The organism is Synechococcus elongatus PCC 11801 (assembly GCF_003846445.2).
Classification (GTDB): domain Bacteria; phylum Cyanobacteriota; class Cyanobacteriia; order Synechococcales; family Synechococcaceae; genus Synechococcus; species Synechococcus elongatus_A.
Genome location: NZ_CP030139.2, coordinates 1,009,026 through 1,031,853 on the forward strand (window position 1 = coordinate 1,009,026; position 22,828 = coordinate 1,031,853).

At 51.1% G+C, this 22,828-nt stretch carries 15 protein-coding genes; 9 read left to right on the forward strand and 6 right to left on the reverse strand.

The genetic code is table 11. The features are described 5' to 3' along the window. Nucleotides 1-92: 92 nt before the first annotated feature. Nucleotides 93-977 (reverse strand): 16S rRNA (cytosine(1402)-N(4))-methyltransferase RsmH, encoded by an 885-nt coding sequence (rsmH, locus tag DOP62_RS04825; protein ID WP_208672574.1) that lies wholly within the window; start codon nucleotides 975-977, stop codon nucleotides 93-95. A gap of 23 nt (nucleotides 978-1,000) precedes the next feature. On the opposite strand from rsmH, the gene DOP62_RS04830 reads away from it, so the two are divergent. From DOP62_RS04830 to gloB, 3 genes are all read left to right on the forward strand, one after another. Then, nucleotides 1,001-3,730 (forward strand): CBS domain-containing protein, encoded by a 2,730-nt coding sequence (locus DOP62_RS04830; protein ID WP_208672575.1) that lies wholly within the window; start codon nucleotides 1,001-1,003, stop codon nucleotides 3,728-3,730. A 123-nt stretch (nucleotides 3,731-3,853) separates the two neighbouring features. Continuing rightward, nucleotides 3,854-4,543: a two-component system response regulator RppA gene (rppA, locus tag DOP62_RS04835; protein WP_208672576.1), complete on the forward strand. Its 690-nt coding sequence runs from the start codon at nucleotides 3,854-3,856 to the stop codon at nucleotides 4,541-4,543. Between the two features lie 25 nt (nucleotides 4,544-4,568). Further along, nucleotides 4,569-5,345 (forward strand): hydroxyacylglutathione hydrolase, encoded by a 777-nt coding sequence (gene gloB, locus DOP62_RS04840; RefSeq protein ID WP_208676943.1) that lies wholly within the window; start codon nucleotides 4,569-4,571, stop codon nucleotides 5,343-5,345. Nucleotides 5,346-5,408: 63 nt separating this feature from the next. Here the strand turns inward: gloB and DOP62_RS04845 are convergent, their stop codons facing one another. Continuing rightward, nucleotides 5,409-6,671, reverse strand: a complete 1,263-nt coding sequence (locus tag DOP62_RS04845) for a zinc ribbon domain-containing protein (protein ID WP_208672577.1) — start codon at nucleotides 6,669-6,671, stop codon at nucleotides 5,409-5,411. 209 nt (nucleotides 6,672-6,880) lie between these two features. Between DOP62_RS04845 and DOP62_RS04850 the strand changes: the two genes are divergently transcribed. The 4 genes from DOP62_RS04850 (at nucleotide 6,881) to DOP62_RS04865 (ending at nucleotide 12,257) form a co-directional block, all read left to right on the forward strand. Continuing rightward, complete coding sequence (locus DOP62_RS04850; protein ID WP_208672578.1) at nucleotides 6,881-7,258, forward strand: VOC family protein; 378 nt, start codon at nucleotides 6,881-6,883, stop codon at nucleotides 7,256-7,258. A 469-nt stretch (nucleotides 7,259-7,727) separates the two neighbouring features. Then, nucleotides 7,728-8,828, forward strand: coding sequence for an endo-1,4-beta-xylanase (locus tag DOP62_RS04855; protein ID WP_208672579.1), 1,101 nt, complete (start codon nucleotides 7,728-7,730; stop codon nucleotides 8,826-8,828). After that, complete coding sequence (locus DOP62_RS04860) at nucleotides 8,782-10,023, forward strand: HlyD family secretion protein (protein WP_208672580.1); 1,242 nt, start codon at nucleotides 8,782-8,784, stop codon at nucleotides 10,021-10,023. The genes DOP62_RS04855 and DOP62_RS04860 overlap by 47 nt, the downstream gene beginning before the upstream one ends. Before the next feature lie 11 nt (nucleotides 10,024-10,034). Then, on the forward strand, nucleotides 10,035-12,257 hold the full coding sequence (locus DOP62_RS04865; protein WP_208672581.1) for a glycosyltransferase: 2,223 nt from the start codon (nucleotides 10,035-10,037) through the stop codon (nucleotides 12,255-12,257). Between the two features lie 268 nt (nucleotides 12,258-12,525). On the opposite strand, the gene DOP62_RS04870 is transcribed toward DOP62_RS04865, so the two are convergent. Further along, nucleotides 12,526-14,475 carry a hypothetical protein gene (locus tag DOP62_RS04870; protein WP_208672582.1) on the reverse strand — a complete coding sequence of 650 codons (1,950 nt, stop codon included), beginning with the start codon at nucleotides 14,473-14,475 and terminating at the stop codon, nucleotides 12,526-12,528. A 192-nt stretch (nucleotides 14,476-14,667) separates the two neighbouring features. Here DOP62_RS04870 and DOP62_RS04875 point away from each other — a divergent pair, with 192 nt between their 5' ends. Further along, entirely contained in the window at nucleotides 14,668-14,925 is a 258-nt protein-coding gene (locus DOP62_RS04875; protein ID WP_208672583.1) for a hypothetical protein, read from the forward strand. Nucleotides 14,926-14,951: 26 nt separating this feature from the next. Here DOP62_RS04875 and DOP62_RS04880 read toward each other — a convergent pair whose 3' ends face one another. The 3 genes from DOP62_RS04880 to DOP62_RS04890 form a co-directional block, all read right to left on the reverse strand. Continuing rightward, nucleotides 14,952-15,371 carry a hypothetical protein gene (locus DOP62_RS04880; RefSeq protein ID WP_208672584.1) on the reverse strand — a complete coding sequence of 140 codons (420 nt, stop codon included), beginning with the start codon at nucleotides 15,369-15,371 and terminating at the stop codon, nucleotides 14,952-14,954. Continuing rightward, a complete protein-coding gene (locus tag DOP62_RS04885; protein ID WP_208672585.1) occupies nucleotides 15,368-17,131 on the reverse strand; it encodes a M61 family metallopeptidase in 1,764 nt (587 codons plus the stop codon). The genes DOP62_RS04880 and DOP62_RS04885 overlap by 4 nt, the downstream gene beginning before the upstream one ends. Before the next feature lie 87 nt (nucleotides 17,132-17,218). Beyond that, entirely contained in the window at nucleotides 17,219-18,133 is a 915-nt protein-coding gene (locus tag DOP62_RS04890; protein ID WP_208672586.1) for a histone deacetylase family protein, read from the reverse strand. Between the two features lie 514 nt (nucleotides 18,134-18,647). Here DOP62_RS04890 and DOP62_RS04895 point away from each other — a divergent pair. Next, nucleotides 18,648-22,715, forward strand: a complete 4,068-nt coding sequence (locus DOP62_RS04895) for a choice-of-anchor I family protein (RefSeq protein WP_370538883.1) — start codon at nucleotides 18,648-18,650, stop codon at nucleotides 22,713-22,715. Nucleotides 22,716-22,828: the final 113 nt, after the last annotated feature.

Sequence of the window (22,828 nt, forward strand, 5' to 3'; positions counted from 1 at the left end):
GACAGAGGACGTGATTCTGACAGTTCCTCCCTGCAGGCAGAACGGTGATTCTTTCCAGCGCCCAACCTTGCTGCAGTGATTGTCAGCAGCAGTTAATCAGCAACTCGCTCCGCAATTCGCAGCTTGGCCGATCGCGATCGCGGGTTGGCTTCAATCTCGGCTTCGCTGGGTAAGAGTGGTTTACGGGTGATCACGGTCAGGCGATCGTCGCCGCGCAGGGCATGTTTGATAATCCGGTCTTCCAAGCTGTGGAAGCTGATCAGGGCAATGCGGCCACCCGGTGCCAACCAATCGGGCGCGCGATCGAGAAAGGTTTGCAACGCGTCCAGTTCGCCATTGACCGCAATCCGCAGCGCCTGAAACGTACGAGTTGCCGGATGAATGCGGCCATAACGGTAGCTGCGCGGGACGGCTCCAGCAATCGCTTCCGATAGTTCCAGTGTGCGATCGAAGGGACGCCGCTCCACAATCCGGCGAGCAATGCGGCGCGACAGTCGCTCTTCGCCGTACTGATAGATCAGGTTGGCGAGATCCGTTTCATCCCATTCGTTAACGATCTCGGCAGCAGTCAATTCCGCCGTAGGGTCCATGCGCATATCCAACGGCGCATCCTGCCGGAAGCTAAAACCGCGCTCCGCCTCATCCAACTGTGGGGAACTGACGCCAAGGTCCGCCATGATCCCCTGAAACTGGCGATCGCCCGGCTGATAGTCAGCAAAGTTGACGTGCTGAAACTGAGCGCGATCGCCGTAGGGCTGCAGTCGGCTCTGACTCGCGGCGATCGCCGCCGGATCGCGATCGAGGCCAATCACCTGCGTATTGGCCCAGCTAGAAAGCAACAACTCACTATGACCGCCACCACCCAAGGTTGCATCCAAAAACCAACCGCCGCGATCGGGCAGTAATCCCTCCACTAACTCCTTTTGGAGAACCGTGACGTGGTGGAATGACGACGGCTGCGAAGAATCAGCGAGCATGAAAGGGTGGCCTAGGGCATTGCATGGATCTGATTCTCTGTCACGGCACGGCCGACTTTGACACGTTGGGCGCGGCGGTTGGCCTCAGTCGTCTGCTGCCGGGGTCGCGCATTGTGCTGACGGGCGGGGCTCATCCAGCCGTGCGAGACTTTTTGGCACTTTATCGCGATGAGTATCCGCTGATTGAACGGCGATCGGTTGATCCCAAGCGGCTGCGGCGAATTCACTTAGTGGATGCCCAAGAGCGGCTGCGCTTTGGCAAGGCGGCAGAATGGCTGGACCTACCGCAGTTGGAGGCGATCGCAGTCTACGACCACCACCTACAAAGTCCCTGCGATATTGCGGCAAGCGATCGCCAAGTGGAAGCCGTAGGTGCGACGGCCACTTTAATGTGTGAACGATTGCAAGCAGCCCAGATTCAACTCGCACCTGCTGAGGCGACGGTGTTAGCTCTTGGCATTCACGTCGATACAGGTTCCCTCAGCTACGACCAAAGCACCCCTCGTGATGCTCAAGCACTGGCCTGGCTGATGACTCAAGGGGCAAATCTACGAGTCTTGCGGGAGTATGTGGAACCCGGACTGTCTGCACCGCTGCAAGCGCTTTTGAGTCAGTCCCTCGAGGTCTTGGAGTTGGAGGAACGACGGGGCAAAACCCTCGCGCGAGTTTTGCTGCCCGTGGATGGCTATTTGACCGGCCTCTCCAGCCTTGCCGCTCAGTTATTTGCCCTAACCGAAGCCGATTTACTGCTGCTGGGCGTTCACTATCCGGTGGAAGGCAGTACCGATCGCCGCTTGACCGTGATCGGGCGATCGCGGATTGAAGGACCGGATCTGGGTCAAACCTTTCGGCAGTGGGGCGGTGGTGGGCATGCCCGTGCTGCTTCGCTGAATTGGCGAGGTACCGCAATCGCAGCAACGTGGGCAGCGATCGGGGCTGCAGTTTTGGAGCAACTGCCTGCTCCGCTGTTGGCTCGCGATTTGATGTCCTCGCCAGTGCGAACGGTGCGCCCCGAAATTGCGATCGCGGAAGCCGAACGGATCCTGCTGCGCTACGGTCATTCCGGCCTGTCGGTCGTGGACGAACAGGATCAACTCGTTGGCATCATCTCCCGCCGCGACTTGGATTTAGCGCTGCACCATGGTTTTGGCCATGCACCGGTCAAGGGCTACATGACTCTTAATCCCAAGACGATCAGCCCCGAAACGAGTCTGCCGGAAATTGAAGACCTGATGGTCACCTACGACATTGGCCGTCTACCGGTGCTCGATCGCGACCAACTCGTCGGCATCGTTACTCGCACGGATGTGCTACGCCAACTGCATCAGGATCAACAGCGCCAAACACCGCCGCTGAATGCGCCTGCTTGCCTGCTACCCGGCACACCCCGCGATTGGCTCCGCCAGCGCTTGATTCCTGCGCAATGGGAGCTCCTAGAAACGGCGGCGCACTTTGCTGAAGAACGGGGCTGGCATCTCTATCTCGTCGGCGGTGGTGTGCGTGATCTCTTCCTTGCTCAGACCGATGCACCGTTGCTAATCAGCGATATCGATCTGGTCGTCGATGGGTTTCACCGCGCTCTGTCCGAAGCAGCGGGAGTCGAACTAGCGCAATTGCTGCGCGATCGCTATCCGCAGGCGCGGCTGGAAGTGCATGGACGGTTCCAAACGGCGGCGCTGCTCTGGCACGAAGATCCGGTGTTTGAGTCGCTCTGGGTAGATATCGCCACGGCGCGCACGGAGTTCTATCCCTACCCAGCAGCCAACCCCGAAGTCGAAGCCAGCTCAATCCGCCAAGACCTCTACCGGCGCGACTTTACGATTAATGCCCTTGCAATTCGTCTGACCGAACCTCACGCTGGCGAACTCCTCGACTTTTTTGGGGGACGGCTCGATCTCGAAGCCCGTCAGGTGCGCGTTCTCCATGTCAACAGCTTCATCGAAGATCCAACGCGTATTTTTCGAGCGGTGCGCTTTGCCGTGCGCCTCAGCTTTGCGATCGAAGACCAAACGCGGCGACAAATTCGCTATGCCCTCGACAGTGGCGTCTATCAGCGTACTCAAGGGGAAAACAGCATTACGCCCGCGCTGCAAACCCGTCTGCGGGCAGAACTACAACTGATTTTGGAGGCGCAATATTGGCTGCCCGCCCTGCGGGAACTTGGCTCTCTGCAAGCCTTCCGTTGTCTGCACAGTGATTGTTGGTGGACGCGATCGCTCGAAGCCCAGCTCCGTCGCTGCGATCGCCTTAATCGGCGCTGGCAACAGCAAGCTCATCCGTCACTCAAACCCGTACCGCCTTGGCTGCTACGGCTGCAAAGTCTGCTGACCAGCCTGCCAGAGCCGGGGCCGATCGCCCAACGCTTGCAACTGCCACAGGAAGTGATTCAACGCTTGCAACAGTGGCCGGAAGCGATCGCTCAGCTCACCCAACTGGATTCTGCACAACTCCCGAGTCAGCTCTATCGCCAGCTAGCGGACTACGACCCGATCACTCTACTGTTAGCTGCGGCTGTCTTACCGCGATCGCAGCGCCGCGTGATCAGCCGCTATCTCTGGGAGTGGCTGCCGCTGGAATTACCGATTAGCGGCCATGATCTCAAAACGCTGGGCTATCGGCCTGGCCCTCAATTCCGTGAGATTCTCGAGGCTCTGCACGGTGCGGTTCTGGATGGCAAAGTACCGGCTGGCAGCGATGAAGCGGCTCGACAGCGGGTTCTCCATTGGCTGAGCGATCGCTATCCCCATCCTTAGATTGCAGAAAAAAGACTACTCCCAATGGTGAGAGGAATCCGCCCAGCTTCAATTAGATCGAGGCAATCGCGGCAGTCCCAGCAAGGCGCGATCATAGAAGTTGTCATGACTGCACCCTGAATCATGCGAATTCTGCTTGTGGATGACGAAGAAGCTCTGACTGCGCCTCTCCATCGCATGCTCTGTCGTGAGGGATATGAAGTTGATGTCGCTAGCGACGGTCAGACAGGGGAGCAGATGGCAACGCAACAGGTTTACGACTTATTGATCTTGGATTGGATGCTCCCAGAGCGATCGGGCTTGGAGCTCTGTCGGTCGGTACGGAGTCGCGATCGCCAAGTGCCAGTTCTCTTCCTGACCGCTCGCGATACGGTAGATGACCGCGTTCAAGGCTTGGATGCGGGGGCGGATGACTATTTGGTCAAACCCTTTGAGCTAAAAGAATTACTGGCTCGCGTGCGTGCCTTGCTGCGGCGATCGCCTCGGCAAGAGTCCCCAGAAGTCCCTCGTCTCTGCTGTGGTGACCTTGCGCTCGATGTCCCCAATCAACTGGCCTATCGTCAAGGTCGTTGCATTGAACTGTCGGAAAAGGAAACACAACTACTAGCCGTGCTCATGCAACATCCCGGTCAGCTCGTGAGCCACCAAGCGTTGCAATCTCAAGTCTGGGGATTGGCAAATCCTCCCAGTAGTAATGTTTTGGCTGCTCAAATCCGATTACTGCGCCGAAAACTCGAAGCCCCTGGTGAGACACCGCTCATTTTCAGCGTCTATGGCAAGGGCTATCGTTTCCAAGCTGCCGATTCTGTCTAAATCGCCCTAATTGGATCTCTTTCCTATGCGGATTGATTGCCTGCCCGCTCTCCAAGACAACTACATCTTTCTGCTGGTTGACCCCGAGCAACACGAAGCCGCTGTTGTCGATCCGGCTGAAGCTGAGCCGGTTCTTGCTGCCCTCGATGCCGAGGGACTGACCTTGACGGCGATTCTCAACACTCACCACCACGGCGATCATGTGGGTGGCAACCGTCAGTTGCTGCAGCATTTCCCCACTGTGACTGTCTATGCCAGTGCAGTCGATCGCGATCGCATTCCTGGCCAAACAGTTTTGCTCCAAGCGGGCGATCGCATCCAAGTCTGTGGACAGACAGCAGAAGTTTTCTTTGTGCCCGGCCATACTCGTGGCCATGTGGCCTACTACTTTGAGCAGGTTGCTGGTGCAGAAGCAAGGGGTGCTTTGTTTTGCGGAGATACGTTATTTGCCGGTGGCTGCGGCCGTCTGTTTGAAGGGACGCCTGCTCAAATGCTGGACTCCCTCCAACAGCTACGATCGCTCCCCGATGACACTGCCGTCTATTGCGCCCATGAGTACACCTTGAATAATCTGCGGTTTGCGCTGACGGTGGATCCTGACAATCTTGAGCTGCGAGAACGCTATCAAGCCGTCGCGATCGCTCGACAGCAAGGACTCGCCACGATTCCCAGCCGAATTGACCTCGAAAAAGCGACGAATCCTTTTTTGCGCTGGGATCAACCAGCAGTCCAAGCTACTGTTCACAGCGTCAATCCCGTTCAGACCTTTGCCAGACTTCGCGGTCTGAAAGATCAGTTTTAACGAGACCAGAGGGATCGACTATTCCGTGTGAACCGGATGGGCCTCGAGTAGCTGCAAAGGAAATTAACGCGATCGCTGTGCTGATCCGCAGGCACGACAATAGGGCAAGTACTGATAAGTCAGTTGATGACAGTGACTGCATTCAACATACTGATAATGACCACAGTGAGGGCAGTGCGCCTCTTGATTGGGGAGACGTTTAGCACATTTAATACATCGAGATTTTTGAACTCGATTAGCAGCCTGTAGACGAGGATTAAAGATCCAAGCTTGGGCAATTTTGATAATACCAAAGCCGATCGCAGGAATTAGGAAGATATAGAGATAATTAACGAGAAAAAGCAGACGGCCAAAAAGTAGCTGTACTACCTGAGAGAGAGCATCAAAAATGAGATTGATGCGAAGCAGCTCAAAGGCTTTAAAGATGAGCGGTAGCGAGAAGATGACTAACAGATGCCAGCTCAGCAAAGCCAGCAATCCATAGCCTCTCTGCTGAGCATAACGATGGATACCACCCGCGATCGCGAGCAGAGGAGCAAGAAAGAGAATCTGCAGTAATAGTTGCAGAGCAGGATACCAAAATCCAGCCTGCTGATAGCCCTGTAATACGGCCTGAAAACGGCTCTGATCGGCGAGGAAACTGAGAAAAGACTGACTTATGGGTTGTGTTAGGAGCCTGTTCTCAAAATCTGAAATTTCACGACGAAGGGTTTGAATCTTCGCTTGATTGGCCTCTAGCGTTTGACGCGCCTGTGCTGCACTCACATCTGTGATTGCCTGATCGGGAGCCTGCCCAGCAATTTCCTCTAGCAAGGACGAATCATACTGTTCGCGAATTTTTCGATTTTGATCTTCTAGCCGACTAATCCCAACTCGTCTCTCATCGATGGAAGTCAGCAAGTTAGAGTAGTTCGCTTTTGAAATCTTGTCGTATCGCTCTGCATATTGCCAACACAACGGTGCAACTTCACCCAAGCGATCGCTTTGTAACTGTTTATATTGTTCTGTGAGTAAAAGTTGTGGGTTAGATCCATCGATGGTTTTCATGCCCACTTTCACAGCTGATGAAACTAGCACAAAACCTTGATTTTTCTCTTGACGCAATTGTGGATCTTGATAAATCTGCCAGTCCTGATAGCAAGGGTAAGACTCACTAGCTGTTAGCGGCCATCGACTAACTTCAGCTAAACCAGAAAAGACATTCGAAAGAATAAAAATATCGATAATAATGATGACAACGAGACTAACTTTATTAAGTGGTTCATTATTGATTGTTCTAGACTTACGAAATGCTGATGAGAACCACTGTCTGAGACGTGACCACATGATTCAGACTCCTCTCCATCAATTGCTGGCAGCTGACTCAAGCTTTTAAGATGTCATCTCTGGTGAGTTCAACTGACAATTCACCAAAATTTCTTTTTATTGAGGAAGACTGGACTCAAGCAGGCGACAACTGGGAGAAGTGGGTAGGCTTCCAGCGAGTGGATCAGCCACAAGCGGCACAATAGAGGAGTACTGCTGCTCGTACTGGTATGACTCTTAAACGTCTCGGCCACGTCGCCATTTGTGTCAAAGATATCGAAGCTGCGGCTGTGTTTTACCAAGGATTAGGCCTAGAGCTGGTTTGGAAGGATGCCGACTGGGCGTACCTCAAGGCCGGTGAGGATGGATTGGCCCTGTTAGGACCGAGCTACAAGCAAGCAGGTCCCCACTTTGGCTTTATCTTCCACGATCGCGCTGAAATCGACACAGCCTATGAGCAACTGAAAGCTCAAGGAGTGGAACTCACCCGCATCCACGAGCATCGGGATGGCACGGCTTCTTTCTATGGAAAAGATCTTGATGGTAACTGGTTTGAATATCTCTATGAACCTGCCACCCAAGCAGTCAAAACACCTATAGCCGTTTAATGAATAACTGGACTATCAGTTTCAAGACGATAGTTTTGGTCAGTAAATTCTGACCAAAACTAGCCCCTCTCGCCTGAGCTTATCTTGTCGAGATTTGTGCTGTAACAATCTCAGAACTCTTCAAGAATAGTTCCGTTCAACTTAGGCTCTCCGCTCCCTCACTGGGAAGAATGCCTAGAGAAGAGGGGCAAGTGGTCTCTCGAATCATGTTTCTGAAATCCTCGAGGGTTCTTCCGCTGGGAGAGCCAAGCAGCAACCATAGCCACTACCTTCCCAATCAGCTTGCATACTTAAAGTAATTTTCAAAGTAATCACTGCAAGTGATTATTGGTGTGCGCCTTCTAGTCCAAGAGACCAGAATGAGAACTATCAGCTGCAGACATCAAAATGGTCATCTTGGTTGATGATTGAAAGATTAAATCCACTTATGGGAATCTTGTGATCCAGTGAATCTGGATAACAGTCTTACTTGACTCGTTTTGCACTTAAACGACGGCAGTTTTTGCTGGGAATTGGAGGTCTCTCTGCAGCATTGCTGACGGGTCAGCCGCTGCGGGTTGAAGCACAGCAGCCATCACTGGCTGAGCTCGCAAAACAGCGGTCGCTGCTCTGGGGGGCGGCCATCAGCACAGAGATGCTGACGATCCCTGACTGGGCCGGCCTCTACCGGCAACAGACTCGTCTCCTAGTGCCGGAGTGGGAAATGAAATGGGCGGTTTTGCAGCCCGATCGCGATCGCTTTGACTTCAGCCGTCCCGATCGCCTGCTAACTTTTGCCCGCTCCTACCAAGCTCAGTTACGAGGGCACACCTTACTCTGGCACCAGCAGCTGCCAACTTGGCTCAATAATCTGACGGCCACAGAAACCGCAACAGCACTGCAACGCTACATCGACACCGTTGTTGGCCACTACCGAGGCCAGTTGCAGTCTTGGGATGTGATCAATGAACCAATCGCAGAAGATGGGTATGGTTTGCGGCCGAATCGTTGGTTGCAACAGCTTGGCCCCAACTATCTTGAGCAAGCTCTGCGCTGGGCACGGGTGGCTGATGCCCAAGTTCCATTGGTGATTAATGACTATGGCCTAGAGCCCGACAGCCCCCTAGCAACCCGTAAGCGTCAGCAGTTGTTGCAACTGGTGGAGACCCTGCGCGATCGCGATGCTCCCCTGCAGGCGATCGGGTTTCAGGCACACTTAGTCGCCAATCCCCAAGCACCCCCAAGTTTTACAGGGTTTGCAGAGTTTTTGGCGGAGCTTAGTCGCTTTGATCTGGACTTTTATATCACGGAGCTTGATGTCAATGACCGAGCTTTGCCTGCCAACTTTGCCGAACGCGATCGAGAGGTGGCCCACCTCTATCAACGCTTTTTAACGGCAGTGCTCCCCACCCCTCGCCTCAAGTTGGTGACCACTTGGGGACTCAGCGATCGCTTGAGTTGGCTCAATCAATTCGCTCCCCGCGCAGACGGGCTACCGCAGCGTCCTCTTCCATTCGACTTCAACTTTCAACCCACCGAGACCTATGGCATCCTCGTCAGCCTCCTCCAATCCCAATCGGTTTCAAACTGATTTGACCACAAAACCTCAACGGAGTAATGCCGCTAACTTTGTGGTCATTAGTCTCGGTATTTTGATCCTCCTCAGCGGCGTCGGCTTATTGTTTTATGCATTGGTGACAACCCGAGGACGCGATGCCATTATCAATGCCAAAGTCATTACACTCCAAGCCCCAGACGATGGCATTGTGACTGATTTTCAAATCAGGCCTGGGGAAGAAGTCCCTGCAAATCAGCCACTCTTACGGATTGAGAATGCTCGCGCCAGCACCTTTGATCAAGCACGCTTACAAACACAACTGAACACCGAGCAGCAAAAGCTAAAACTCCAACAGGATCAATTGGCAGCTATCGTCCAACTCCGTCAACAGGTAGAGCTTGATAGCCGCAATCAGCAGCGTCTAGAAATTACAAAGTTTACCGAGCTTCGTCGCAAGCTCCAAGCAGACATCAGTGCAGCACGAGAGCAATTGGCACTCGCACAAAGAATCTATCAGCGACGACAAGCCTTAGCAGCAACCGGTGCAGTCTCAGTTGAAGTTGCTGATCAAGCAGAAACAGAGTATCTGCGACAGCGAGATATTCTCAATGCCTTAACCAAGGAACTCGCTAGCCGCGAGCAAGATCTCCAAGCCGCAAGATTAGGACTGACTCTAGTCAATACGCGCAGTAACTATGATCCGGGCGTACGGCTGCAGGAACTCAAGCTACAAGAGAGTCAGCTGCGATCGCAGGTGGCTGCGCAAACTGCTCAAGTCAATGGACTGAAAAATCAATTGCAAGAAATTACTCGCAACACGCGATCGCGCCAGGAGATTCCGCTAGCCAGTCCTGTTCCCACGGTTTTATGGCAAGCATCGGTGAGCAATGGCGATGTTGTAACACGGGGTCAAACATTAGCCAAAACGATTGACTGCCGCGATCGCTGGGTTGATGTCTACATTGGTGAAACTGCTTTGCGTAAGATTCGAGTAGGTGAACCAGCTCGAGTCGATTTAATTGGCAAAGATAGATCTTTAGAAGGAAAAGTTATTTTTATCCGATCTGGCGTTGGTCGGTTGCGAGTAGGCGAAGATGTTTTGCCCTCAATTCCTATTAATCTTGCCCGAGAAAGTCAGGTTCGTATTCAGCTCAATCCTGACAAGATACAACCCTCTGAGTTCTGTGATGTTGGCTTTACAGGCCGTGTCACCTTCCAGAACCTTTAGGGAACAGAATCATGTCATTCCCTAATCTCTTGCGGCGAACGCAGCAGTCTAGCTTGCCACCCAATCCTATTTCGCCATGGACCTGGGGATTTTTATGTCTGAGTCTTGCTGTCTTTGTTATTGCCCTGCTCAGCCTCAATTTAAGCTGGTTCCAAAATCTACCTACTTATCTCAATCCTCAGCTGACTCGAGATTTACCTGAATCTCTACAGTTTCCAGACGAGCCGAGCAAGCTACTTCAACCCCTTTTGATAGCAACAGCATTGCTACTCTTATTAACCGTCTTTCCCCATCATCCAGTTAGTCACTTAATCGTTCTTGTTTTCCTTTTAATTTATGGATTTAGGTACTTTATTTGGCGTTTATTTGCACTCAATTCAGGGCATTGGATTAGCCTAACTTTTAGTATTATTTTTCTGCTAGCCGAGAGTCTTTATGTCTTAAGCTTACTAGTACAGTTTTATCCTACGCTTGTTTTTGATCCTCAACGGCGATCGCGACAGGCTGATGAGCAAGAAGATATCCTGCATGAGTTCTCGCCTAGTGTCGCTATTTGGATTCCGATTTACAATGAAGACCCTCGCATCATTCGGCGAACCATTCTCGCCTGCCAGCTAATTAACTATGACAACAAAGAAATTTACGTCTTAGATGATGGGCATCGACCAATTATTCAAGCAATTACTGAAGAACTCAATGTTCATTACCTTAGTCGACCCGATAATACACATCGAAAAGCTGGAAATCTCAACTATGCATTAGCTCATACAGAAAGTGATTTAATCGCTGTTTTCGACTGTGACTTCTTACCCTTTCATAATTTTCTGCAGCGGACTGTTGGTTTCTTTATTGATGATGACATCGCTCTCGTTCAAACACCACAACACTATTACAATAGTGACTTTCATAATCGGAACCTAGGTTTAGACTATGTCTTGCCCAATGATATGGATTACTTTTTTCACTATATCCAACCTCTTCGTGATCAATTTAATTCAGTTATTTGCTGTGGAACGTCGTATGTCGCTCGTCGCTCAGCACTTGAAGAGGTTGGTGGCTACTACACCGATTGTATTGTTGAAGATTTTCAAACTGGAACGAAGTTGCTTCTCAATCGTTGGCGGGTTGTTTATCTCAATGAGGTTTTAAGTATAGGAGAGGTGCCTCGCCATTTTTCAGAATATCTCCAGCAACGCTTGCGCTGGATGCAAGGAAACATTCAACTTTATTGCAGTGGAGAAAAGCTACCCATTTGGTCTCAACGTCTGACCACTTGGCAGCGGCTCTTTTATTTCAGTCTGCTGATCTACTGCTTAACACCATTGATGCGGGCAGTGTATATCCTCTTTCCACTGCTGAGCTTCCTCTTTGGCTTCACACTCATCGCGGCACCGCCTATTGAATACTTACATTACGGCCTTCCTTTTGTCTTATTAATCTATGGCGCAACAAGTTGGTTAGCTTACAAGCACTACTTTCTCTATTGGACAGAGGTCTATGAATCCATTATGTGCTGGCCTAGCTTGCATCGACTGGTGCAGGTTCTCCTGAATCCCTTCGGTCATTTTGGATCACTAGTGACTGCCAAGGGAGAGTTAGACAATCGCAAACGCTTCAACTGGCATATGTCTTGGCCGTTTGTTGCCTATCTCATTTTATTTAGCCTTGGTTTCTGTCTACGCTATCTTGCCCCCTTGCTATCTCCCAACTTTGTGCGATCGCCGTTTGAAGGGGAAGGATTAATGATTGTCTGGAATTTCTACAATGCCATGTTGATGTTGGTCTGTTTATTTGCCTGTATTGATCAACCAATTCGACGGCAATTTGAGCGCTATCCCTATCAAACAGTGGCCTGTCTTGAAGTTGACGGTCGCAAACTTTGGGGAGTGACTCAAGATCTTTCAGAAGGCGGAGCCAGTTTTGTCTTACGCAATGAGCGAGACCTGCAATTGATCTATGGACAGGCAGAGCTTGTCTTGTTGAGAGAAGAGCTACGAATACCCGTCAATGTCTTACGGATTAGTCGGAAAGCCATCAATGGACATCGCCAAATTGGCCTTGAGTTCAAAATTCCTGACAAAGCTGCCGAACAAATGCTCATTCGCTTGCTCTATGTAGATTCAGGGTTATGGTGGCATCAAGTACGTCGGACAAGCGCACTCGATGCTTTCTTGCTGCTGATTCGTTCTGCCTTAAATCCACATGCACTCTTAACACGCTACAGAGATGGCTAAAGCTGCTAGATAGCAAGCCTGTTTAGTCCTTGATGATGATTTATTAGGAATCTCTTGCGATAGCATTCAGTTTTGAATCGCACGGTTTTTTGATGTCAGGGCTTCGCGGATGAGATTCCTGTCTCAGAAGTATTCTTTGCTACAGGGATTTACGATTTCCCTTGCTACGGTATGACCCATCCAAGCTTTATGAAAGCTGTTATAGACAGCAACGCACTAGCAGAGCTCTGCTAGTGCGCTATCTTGTATCCTGACTTTGACTCAGACTTTAGCCAAACAGCTTTCTGAAAAAGCCCTTGATTTTGCACAGTAAACGACTGAAGAGACTGGGCTTCGGTGCTTCACTGGCCAATTGAAGTGATCCTTGGGGAGCTGCTGGTTGCATGCGATCGCCAAGGATCTGGCTTGGAACGGCAGCAGCAGTAAGGTTCTCTTGAGCAGCGGTTTCTGGCGGAGCTTCTGGGGCTGGTAGCACTTCTGGCACAGGCGCTAGTTCTGGAATTTCAGCTTCAATCGCTGCTGGGGTACTTTCCTGAGCTGTTTCCAGTGGATCAGCTGCGATTGTGGGTAAATCTACTACTGGCTGGCTGACTGTTTCTGTTGTTTCAGTTGCAATCGCGGACACAGCCTCCAAAGTCTCACCAATCGGCTCTTGGAGGGCAGCCTGCCAATCTTCAGCAGGCGTTGGTGTTGGCAAAGATTCCACTGACTCTTCTGCTGCAGTAGCAGTAAGGTCCTCTAAGGGCGTCTCATCCGTAGTGACATCATCAGTCACTTCCGGATCTGGGAATGCTGCGAGGAGTGGCTCAGCCTCAGCCTGAGGAGGATCGACCAAGCTACTAAATTTCTCTTGAGCATTGGCGGCTAATTCCGCAGCCCCTGCTTGCAAGTTGCTCAGGGTTTCTGACGCTGCATCACGCAGATCACCCAAGCGATCGCTCGCAGCTTCACCCAAACTTGCAGCTTTTTCTTGGGCTGTTGTCCATACCCCACTCAGATCATCTTGGCGATCTTCAACAAATGCACCAAATTTTTCTTGGGCGCCCGCAGCCAAGTCAGTTGCACCCTCCTGTAAGTTCCCAACTCCCTCTGCTACTGAAGCCCCCAGATCAGCCGCTGTATCGGCAACCGATTGCAAGGCCGTGGTAAAGGGATTCGCGGCATCTTCTGATGCCGGTTCAACAGCAGTGTCTGTAGGCAGATCTGCCAAGATCTCATCGACCGTATCGCTAGGGGACGCTGGCTGCTCAGACACCGGCGGCTGCAACCAGTCCTCATTGGAGGCTGGATCAGCTTCAGGAAGGTCGGGCGAAGTAGCCGTAAAGTCACTGAACTTCTCACGAGCGCCAGCTGCGAGCTCCGCAACTTTCTCTTGAGCAGCACCGGTCAGACCACTGGCCCCTTCTTGCAAGTTGCTGAAAACATCCGAGGCAGAATCGCGCAGATTGCCGAAGCGATCGCCAACAGCTTCGCCAAAACTTGCAGCTTTCTCTTGAGTCGTTTCCGCAAGGTCGCTTAACTTTTCCTGACCTGCTTCTGCAAAAGCTCCAAACTTCTCTTGCGCGCCTGCAGCGAATCCAGAAGCACTCTCCTGCAGATTACTCAGTCCTTCAGTGGCTGATTCGCGGAGATCACTGAAGCGATCGCTCGCAGCCTCTCCAAAACTTGCAGCTTTCTCCTGGGCTGTGGTCAAGAGATCACTGAGATCATCCTTGTGAGCTTCTGCAAAGGTGCCAAACTTTTCTTGAGTCTCAGAAGCTAAGTCAGCTGCGCTTTCTCGCAAGTTACCGAGACTTTCTGAAGCAGAATCGCGTAGGCCACCCAATCGATCGCTGATAACTTCACCGAAACTGGCCGCTTTTTCCTGAGCGCCGGCAAAGAGATCACCCAAGTCATCTTTACGGGCTTCCGTAAAATCGCCCAACGTTTCTTTGGCACCTGCGGCTAAGTCTGCAGCATTTTCCCTTAGATTGCTGAGACCTTCTGCGGCTGCCGATCCAAGCTCAGAAGCTTTATCGGTCACAGACTGAAAAACTGCCGAGAAGGGATTCTCAGGATCTGTGGGTGTTGGCTCGGAGGCAAGTTCTACTAAAAAATCACCGGCTGCTGGCTCTGCAGGAGGGTCAGTCGCAAGGTCTGCGAGGAGCTCATCGAGCGAAATCTCTTCACCTTCAGAGGGCGTGTTGCCTGAACTATTTGGCGCGTTGTTGTTAGTCATGGGGTTTCCCTCTGCAGAACACCGTGGCCCAGTGACAGGCATTGCTCAAATTCTGGCTAGATTTGACGCCTATGACCACAATTGCAACGATTCATTGACGATCGCCAAGGGTAATTTTGGGTGTGTGTTGGCTACAAGCTCAGGGTTTAGCTAGCGTAGAGGGAGCACGTCAGCGATCGCGATCGCAGTTGAATGGAAGCCCTCTTTGTCGCCGTTGCGATGATTTTGAGCTGGGTCTTAATCCTGCTGACGGTTTGGAGTTTACTCAGTGCGGCCCGAGATGCGCTCCGGCAAGCGCGGCGCATGTATGCGATTCCCTGTCCGCGCTGTCGTTTTTTTAGCAACAACACCCACCTCAAATGCTGTGTACATCCCCATCTCGCGATGACAGATGCCGCCGTCAACTGCCGCGATTTCGAGCCGCAGACCAAACCGATGCGCCTGTCTTAACTGGCTGAACTGAGTCAAGCGTTGTTCTAGGGCCAGGCTTCTGGTGGGCAGTAGCGCCGCATCAGATCACTGACCCAGGCAGGGGGTTGTGGATCCGCCAGACTAATGACTGTTCCCAGACCAGCTCGAGGCGTGCGTTGCTGCAGCAGTTCATCCACATCATTGACGCGCTCAAGTCCTAGAAAAGACTGTTGGGGATTTTGGCGATCGCACTCTCCGTAAATCTCAATGAGCAAATAACGACTGGTTGTTTCTGGATCCTCAATGCGCACCTGTCCCCGAATCAGCGTTTTGGTCGCACTTGCTGCATCGAGAGTTGGCTCAGCCAGCAAAGCCACGCGGCGATCGGCGTAGACACCCAGTTCCAAATCAGGTGATGTCGAGGTGTGGCGATCGCAGGCGATGAGGGCAATCGCCAGCAGTCCGACCGCGATCGCCTTGGTCATGATTGGCTCTCCAAACCCAGCCAGCGCTGAAAGCGATCGCGTTGTTCAGGTGTCGCTTCGGAGGAGAGTCGGAGTGTATAGCTCTGGGGTTGTGGTTCTGCCAGCGTGAGCCAGCGCGACTGGAGTTGATCATCGTGAAAAATGGTCAGCTCTAGGGTTTGCCCCGCTTGGCAACTGCCGAGGCGGCGAGTGAAACTCTCAGCCGTGACCCGCAGTCCATTGAGGGCAACCAGTTCATCGCCAATCATTAACCCTGCCTGCTCACCGGGACTGTTGCTCGCTACAAATTTGACTTGGCAACGTCCCTGCTCGTCCGCCAACCGCAAGCCATGGCTGGGATGCTCGGAACTCTGTGGTTGTAGTTTCAGCCCTACAGACTCTATTGCTTTAGCAATCGGCAGTTCTTCAAGCCCATCGACATAGCGATCGAAGAAACTGGTGAGATCCACACCCGCAACTTCACTGAAAATCTGCCGTAGCTCCGCCTCTTCAAACCCCACTTCCTGCGGCTGGCCATAGCGCTGCCAGAGGAGCCGCAACACATCATCGAAGCTGCGATCGGGCTGATGATGACGAATCTCCAAATCCAATAACCAGCAGACCAGCTGCCCTTTCAAGTAGTAGGACATCTGCTGGTTATCGCTGTAAGCATCGCGACGATAGAGCTTGACCCAAGCATCAAAGCTGGACTCGGAGAGGGGCTGTACGGCACGACCAGGCGTTGTCAGATAGCGGCTGAGATCTTTGCTCAGGGCTTCCAAAAAGGTATTGACGCCGTAGAGTCCCGCCCGCAGTGGAAGCAGCAAATCGTAGTAACTTGTGGCCCCTTCACTAAACCAGAGCGAAGGGGTGTAGTTTTCAGCCTCGTAATCAAACTGCTCGAGTGCTTTGGGTCGGATGCGCTTGACATTCCAGAGATGGAAAAACTCGTGGGCAACCAGTTGCAGGAAGCGTCGGTAGCCTTCGGGTTCAGTGATGGTGTGGCGATCGAAGGCCAGCACGGTACTGTCGCGATGCTCGAGCCCGCCATAGCCACCGCTACTGAGATGGAGGATAAACCAGTAGTGGTCGTAGGGAAGACCACCAAAGATCTGAGCCTCGGTTTCAATCAGTCGGGTGGTATCGGCCACGAGGCGATCGCTATTGAGGCTGCCGCCCCAAATGCGCCAGTAGTGCTTTTTGCCCAGAACTGTGAACGCTTGGGTCTGCTCTGGCCCCAGTTCAAAGGGACTATCGACGAGGGTGTCGTAGTCAGCTGCTTGGAACCGATTAGAGGCGATCGCAGGCAGTGCCGTGGCAATCGTCCAGTCTTCAGGGGCAATAATTTCAACCTGACAGGGGCGATCGCGCCAGTCTTCGATATACAGACAAAGAGCGGCAGGGGTGAAGAAGCCGTGACTGCGATCGAGGTGATTGGTGCGGACGGTTAATTCCGTGGCCAGCACTTGATAGCTCACTTGCAGATCGCAATATCCCTGCGTCTCAATCTGCCAAGCGTTCTTGCGGAGTTTACGCCAGGGTAGTGGTTGGCCTGTTGTCGTCTGCGCCTGAAAGCCTTGGAGATGGCGAACGTATTCCCGCAGCAGGTAAGAACCAGGTGTCCAAGCTGGTAGCTGCACAGTCACCCTGTCGGCCTGCCAATCGCTGATCTGCAGAGTCACTTCAAATAAGTGGTTGCAGGGATTGGGCATGGCCACACGATAGGTGAGGCCTTGGGCAGCGATCGCCAGGAAATCAGCAGTAGCTTGCGCGAGCGTCATCAGCCACGGGGGAGGAAACTGCTCTCCATTGTGCGGCTTGTCACCCGTTGCGTAGGTATCGATTTGCTGGCAGGAACGGCTTCGAGGTTAGGCCGCTGTCCGATAAACATCACTCGCCGCCCGCTGGCACAGGGAATGGCGATAGACCAGCGCGTCAAAGTCTTCGCAATAGCCGCCGCCCAGCACTGAGGCAACGGGATAACCCTGCCGCACACAGGTTTCTAGCACTTGCATTTCCCGACGAAAGAGGCCGGTATCTGTCAGCGCCAGTTTGCCGAGGCGATCGCCTGCGTGCGGATCGACTCCAGCATTATAGATCACCAAATCTGGCCGAAACTGACTCAGCAGATCGGGTAGGTAGTGGGCCAGCTTCTGGAGGTAGGCATCGTCTTCCATACCTTCCGCTAGGGCAACATCACAATCGCTCTGCTGCTTCCGTGCCGGGAAGTTGGCTTCGCAGTGCATCGAAAAGGTAAAGACTCGGGGCTCATCTCGAAAAATCCAAGCGGTGCCATCGCCCTGATGGACATCGAGGTCAACAATCAAAATTCGCTCAACCAGTTCTTCCTGTAGCAGGAGTTTGGCCGCGATCGCGCAGTCATTAAAAATGCAAAAGCCAGAGCCATAGTCTGGGAAAGCATGATGAGTCCCGCCAGCGAGATTGCAGGCTAATCCGTGCTGGAGCGCTAACCGCGCTGTCAGGATGGTGCCCCCAACGGCAATCCAAGTCCGCTCGACCAGAGCCGGACTCCAAGGCAGACCAATCCGTCGCAGCGATCGCTCATCGAGCTGCCCCTCGCTGTAGGACTGGATGTAGTCCAAGCTGTGAACGAGAGCTAGCCACTCCAACGGCGGGCGATCGGGCTGTTGGAACTGCTGTGGACTGACCACGCGATCGTGCAAGAGGCGATCGTACAGAAGCCGAAATTTGGCCATCGGGAAGCGATGGGTTGAAGGCAAGGGAGCGGAATAACTGGGGTGATAGACCAGGGGAAGGTCCACAGTGATGGGTTAAAAGCAGTGCTCTCTGAAGCTAGCAAGGTTGAGAATTGCGATCGCTGGTCAAAGAGAGAGAACAGTCACCCTCCACGGCTCAGAATGACCATAAAAATGAAGAAAACAAGAATTTGCAAAAAGAAAAAATTTCTATTGACTTCCTGAGAGTCAACAGAATCCCCAAAAACCCACGAGTAATTCCGCTATCGAAGACCTAGATCTTGATGAAGAATTGAGAAAACAAAGCCAGTCATTGAATATTTTTAACTTTAACAAGATCTCAAATAAGTTTAACCATTCCATAACTTGCTCTGAATCTTCTGTAAACCCAAGCCGCCTACTTTGGTTTAGGTGTATCAGCAGCAAGCATTGAAGAGTCATGCTGATCTTTTAAATCAGTGACTGTATCAGGATTTGCCGCTGACCCTTGGCAATGATGATCAAGACGTAACTTGGCTTGCGACCAAGTAGACATCATCTTGGCAGAAGTGCCGAACAGTGTCCCAAAGCCACCAAGACAATGTCTCAATTTACTCTTCAGCTTCTGCATTTCTCAGACCAAGAAGCCGGTATTCCCGCCTTAGAAGATGCTCCAAATTTATCAGCAGTTCTTAAGGCTCTAAAAGATCAAGATGGAGATGACGCAGATACTAATCCTGACTATCAGAACACATTAATCCTATCTTCGGGTGATGCCTACATTCCAGGCACCTTTCTGGATGCTAGTGTCCAAGCATACGGTGGGCAAGGACGAGCAGATATTCTTATCCAGAATGAGTTGGGTGTACAAGCCATCTCTTTTGGCAACCACGAGTTTGACTTGGGAACTGGCCTGATTGCAAATTTATTAAAGCCTTCTGAAGATGGAAGCTATTTAGGTGCTGCCTTCCCTTATCTCAGTGGTAATCTTAACTTTTCTGCTGATCCTAATTTAGCCCCCCTCGTTACTATCGATGGGCAAGAAGCAAGTACAATCGCTGGCAAAATTGCGGCGAGCACCATCATTACTGTCAATGGTGAAAAAATAGGCGTCGTTGGAGCCACAACCCCGATTCTTCGCACAATCTCTAGCCCAGGTGCAGTGCAGATTGAACCTGTACCCTTTGGTGGGGTTCCAACTGCCCAAGAACTAGATGCCCTGGCTGCAATTATTCAAGCAGATGTCGATGCACTCCTTGCTAATAACTCTGATCTCAACAAGGTAGTGCTGCTGTCACACATGCAGCAGATCTCAATCGAACAAGAAATTGCAAAGCGTTTAAGAAACGTTGACATTATCGTTGCTGGCGGTTCCAATACTCGTTTGCTTGACAGCAATGACGTTTTGAGAGCAGGTGATACTAAGCAGGGCGAGTATCCATTCTTTACAAATGACGCTGATGGAAAGCCGATCGCTGTCGTTAATACCGATGGTAACTATAAGTATGTCGGTCGCCTAGTGATTAACTTTGATGAAAACGGCAATATTATTGCAGATAGTTATGACCCAGAGATAAGCGGTGTGTATGCAACTGATGATGCTGGAGTTGCTGCACTCAATGCCCAAGACTTAGTCGATCCTGAAATACAAGAAATCGTCGATAACCTGAGTGGTGTAATTGCCAGCTTAGATGGCTCAATTTTTGGAAGTACTGACGTCTTCTTGAATGGTCTGCGAGGTGATGTTCGCATTCAAGAGACCAATCTCGGTAACCTATCAGCAGATGCTAATCTCGCCTATGCAAAGTCAGTTGATTCAACTGTAACTCTCTCTCTTAAGAACGGTGGTGGTATTCGCAATAATATTGGTTTCATTACTTTCCCAGAGGGATCAACCGATCCTAATGACGCTCTTAGACTGCCACCAGCAGCCAACCCACTAGCCAACAAAGACGAGGGTGATGTCTCGCAGCTCGACATCACGAATTCTCTGAGTTTCAACAATGGCCTGACACTTATCACTCTAACAGCTGAAGAATTGCTAGAGATTGTTGAGTATGGCTTTGCGGCCAGCAGTCTCAACGACAGTAATACTCAAGGCCGCTTCCCTCAGATTGGTGGTTTCTCTGTTGCAATTGATTTGACGCGTGATCCAGGCGATCGCGTCATTTCATTAGCCATCAAAGATGAAGAAGGACGCGATATTGACGTCGTGGTCCGAAATGGTGAGATTGTCGGCAACCCCGCACGAACTTTCCGAATGGTAACCCTCAGCTTTCTAGCAGATGGGGGCGATGGATATCCCTTCCCCACTGGTGAGGCAACCAACCGAATTGATCTTGCTCAACCCACAGAAGCTGAACGTACCGGTTTGGCGCAGTTTGCACCAGACGGTTCAGAACAAGATGCATTAGCGGAGTATCTTGCCAATCGCTTTTCGGAAAGTCCTTTTGACAAACTCGACTCTAGTCGTGACTTCGATACTCGGATTCAGAACGTTAGCTTCCGTGATAATACGGTCATCAACTCTCAAATTCAGCTAAGTGTGCTAGGGACTTTTGAAACAGGAAGCTTTGATGAGGGTGCTGCAGAAATTCCTGCCTACGACCCCATCAGCCAACGTGTCTTCATCGTTAATGCCAAAAACAGCCGCGTTGATGTTCTTGATATCAGCAATCCTAGTCAACCAACTTTAGTTGGATTTATTGACACTTCAAGCTTTGGCTCTCCGAATAGTATCGCGATTCAAAATGGGTTGGTTGCGATCGCTGTTCAAAATGTAAATCCGCAGGAAAATGGTCAGGTATTCTTCTACCAGTCCACTGCCAGTTCATTCAATGCACCGCTGCGAGCGATTGAAGTTGGTGCATTACCCGATATGCTCACCTTCACACCTGATGGCTCTAAAGTATTAGTTGCTAATGAAGGTGAGCCCAATGAGGATTACACAGTTGATCCTGAAGGTTCTGTTAGCATCATTGATCTCAGTCTTGGGCTACAAAATGCTCAAGTCAGAACTGCAACTTTCACCGCTTTCAACGAACGTAAGGCAGAACTACAGGCTGCTGGCGTTCGGATTTTGAAAGATGATGCAACAGTTGCCGAGGATGTAGAACCAGAGTACATTGCTGTCTCTCCAGATGGCAAAACTGCAGTGGTGACTCTCCAAGAAGCCAATGCAGTTGCCTTCATTGATCTGGCAACTGCAACGGTTACCGATATCAAGCCACTCGGTCTGAAAGACTTCAGTCTCCCAGGCAATGCACTGGATCCCAGCGATCGTGATGGAGGTATTAACCTCCGTAATGTCCCTGTTTTCGGACTTTATCAACCTGATGCGATCGCTTCTTTCGTAGGAGCTGATGGAAAGACCTACTACATCACAGCGAATGAAGGTGATAGCCGCATCCGTCCTACAGGGGATGATATCCTTCCTGACGTGGGCGAAGGCGATATCTTCAACGAAGAAGTTCGAGTAGGTAGTAATAGCTACGTCCTTGACCCAACGATCTTCCCCAATGCTGCTGAACTCAAGCAGAATTCAAATCTTGGTCGCTTGACCGTAACCAACAAATCGGGTGATTTGGATGGTGATGGCGATTTCGATCAAATTGTTACTTTTGGAGCTCGCTCCTTCTCAATCCTCAATTCAGAAGGTGAGCTTGTCTTTGACAGTGGCGATCAGCTAGAGCGTATTACAGCTAGTTTCTTCCCTCAAAACTTTAACGCGAGCAATGATAACAACGATCTAGACAATCGAAGCGACAACAAAGGGCCTGAGCCAGAAGGCGTCGTGACTGGTCAAATCAATGATCGTGTCTATGCCTTTGTGGGGCTCGAAAGAACAGGTGGCGTCATTGTTTATGACGTGACGAGTCCAACGAGTCCCACTTTTGTTCAGTATCTCAACAACCGCAATTTTAATGCTGACGTTGAGACAGCTGAAGCAGGTGATTTGGGCCCAGAAGGTCTCGCTTTCATCTCTGCTGAAGATAGCCCCAACGGCAAACCTCTACTCGTTGTTGGCAATGAAATCAGTGGAACCACGACTATCTACGAGATTAATGTGGATTCCAACCCTGATTTGATCAAGTTAGACAATAGCGCCCAGATTGCCTATATCACTCTCTTGGGTCGGCCTGGCGATCGCGAAGGTTTAGCCTTCTGGAACCAAGTTTTGAGAGACACCGAGATCAGCTATGATCCTCTAGCTGGTGACTTTCTTTTAGGTGGTGAAATTCAAGCTTTTGATGCATTTATCAATAGCTTTGGAAGCTCTCCTGAGGTTTCTCAAATCTATGGTCAGAAAACGGCGGCTGAGCAGGTTGACTTAATCTACAACTTTGCCTTTAATCGTAGTGCTGAGGATGCTGGCAAAGCCTTCTGGGTCAACCAGTTGAGTAGTCAGCAGTTGAACCTAGCTGAGCTTGCTTTCGAAATAGGTCTGAATGCAGTTGGGAATGATGCCGTTATTCTCAATAATAAAATCAGAAGTGCTACCCTCTTCTCAGATTCAATTGACACAGGTATTGAGCTAACTGCCTACCAAGGGACTCAAGCTGATAGTTTTGGTCGTCAATGGCTTAGTCAGTTTGATTTTACCCAAAGTAGTCAAGCCCAAGTGGATAGTGCTCTCAACACACTAGTTGATGGTTTGTCACTATTCTAGGAAATTCTAGATCATCTGCCTTTTAATCTTCTTAACACCAAGCAGAGAGGTAATCTTTTAGCACTTATCTCTCTGCTTTTGTTTCCCATCTATTAGATAGACTCCATAGTTTT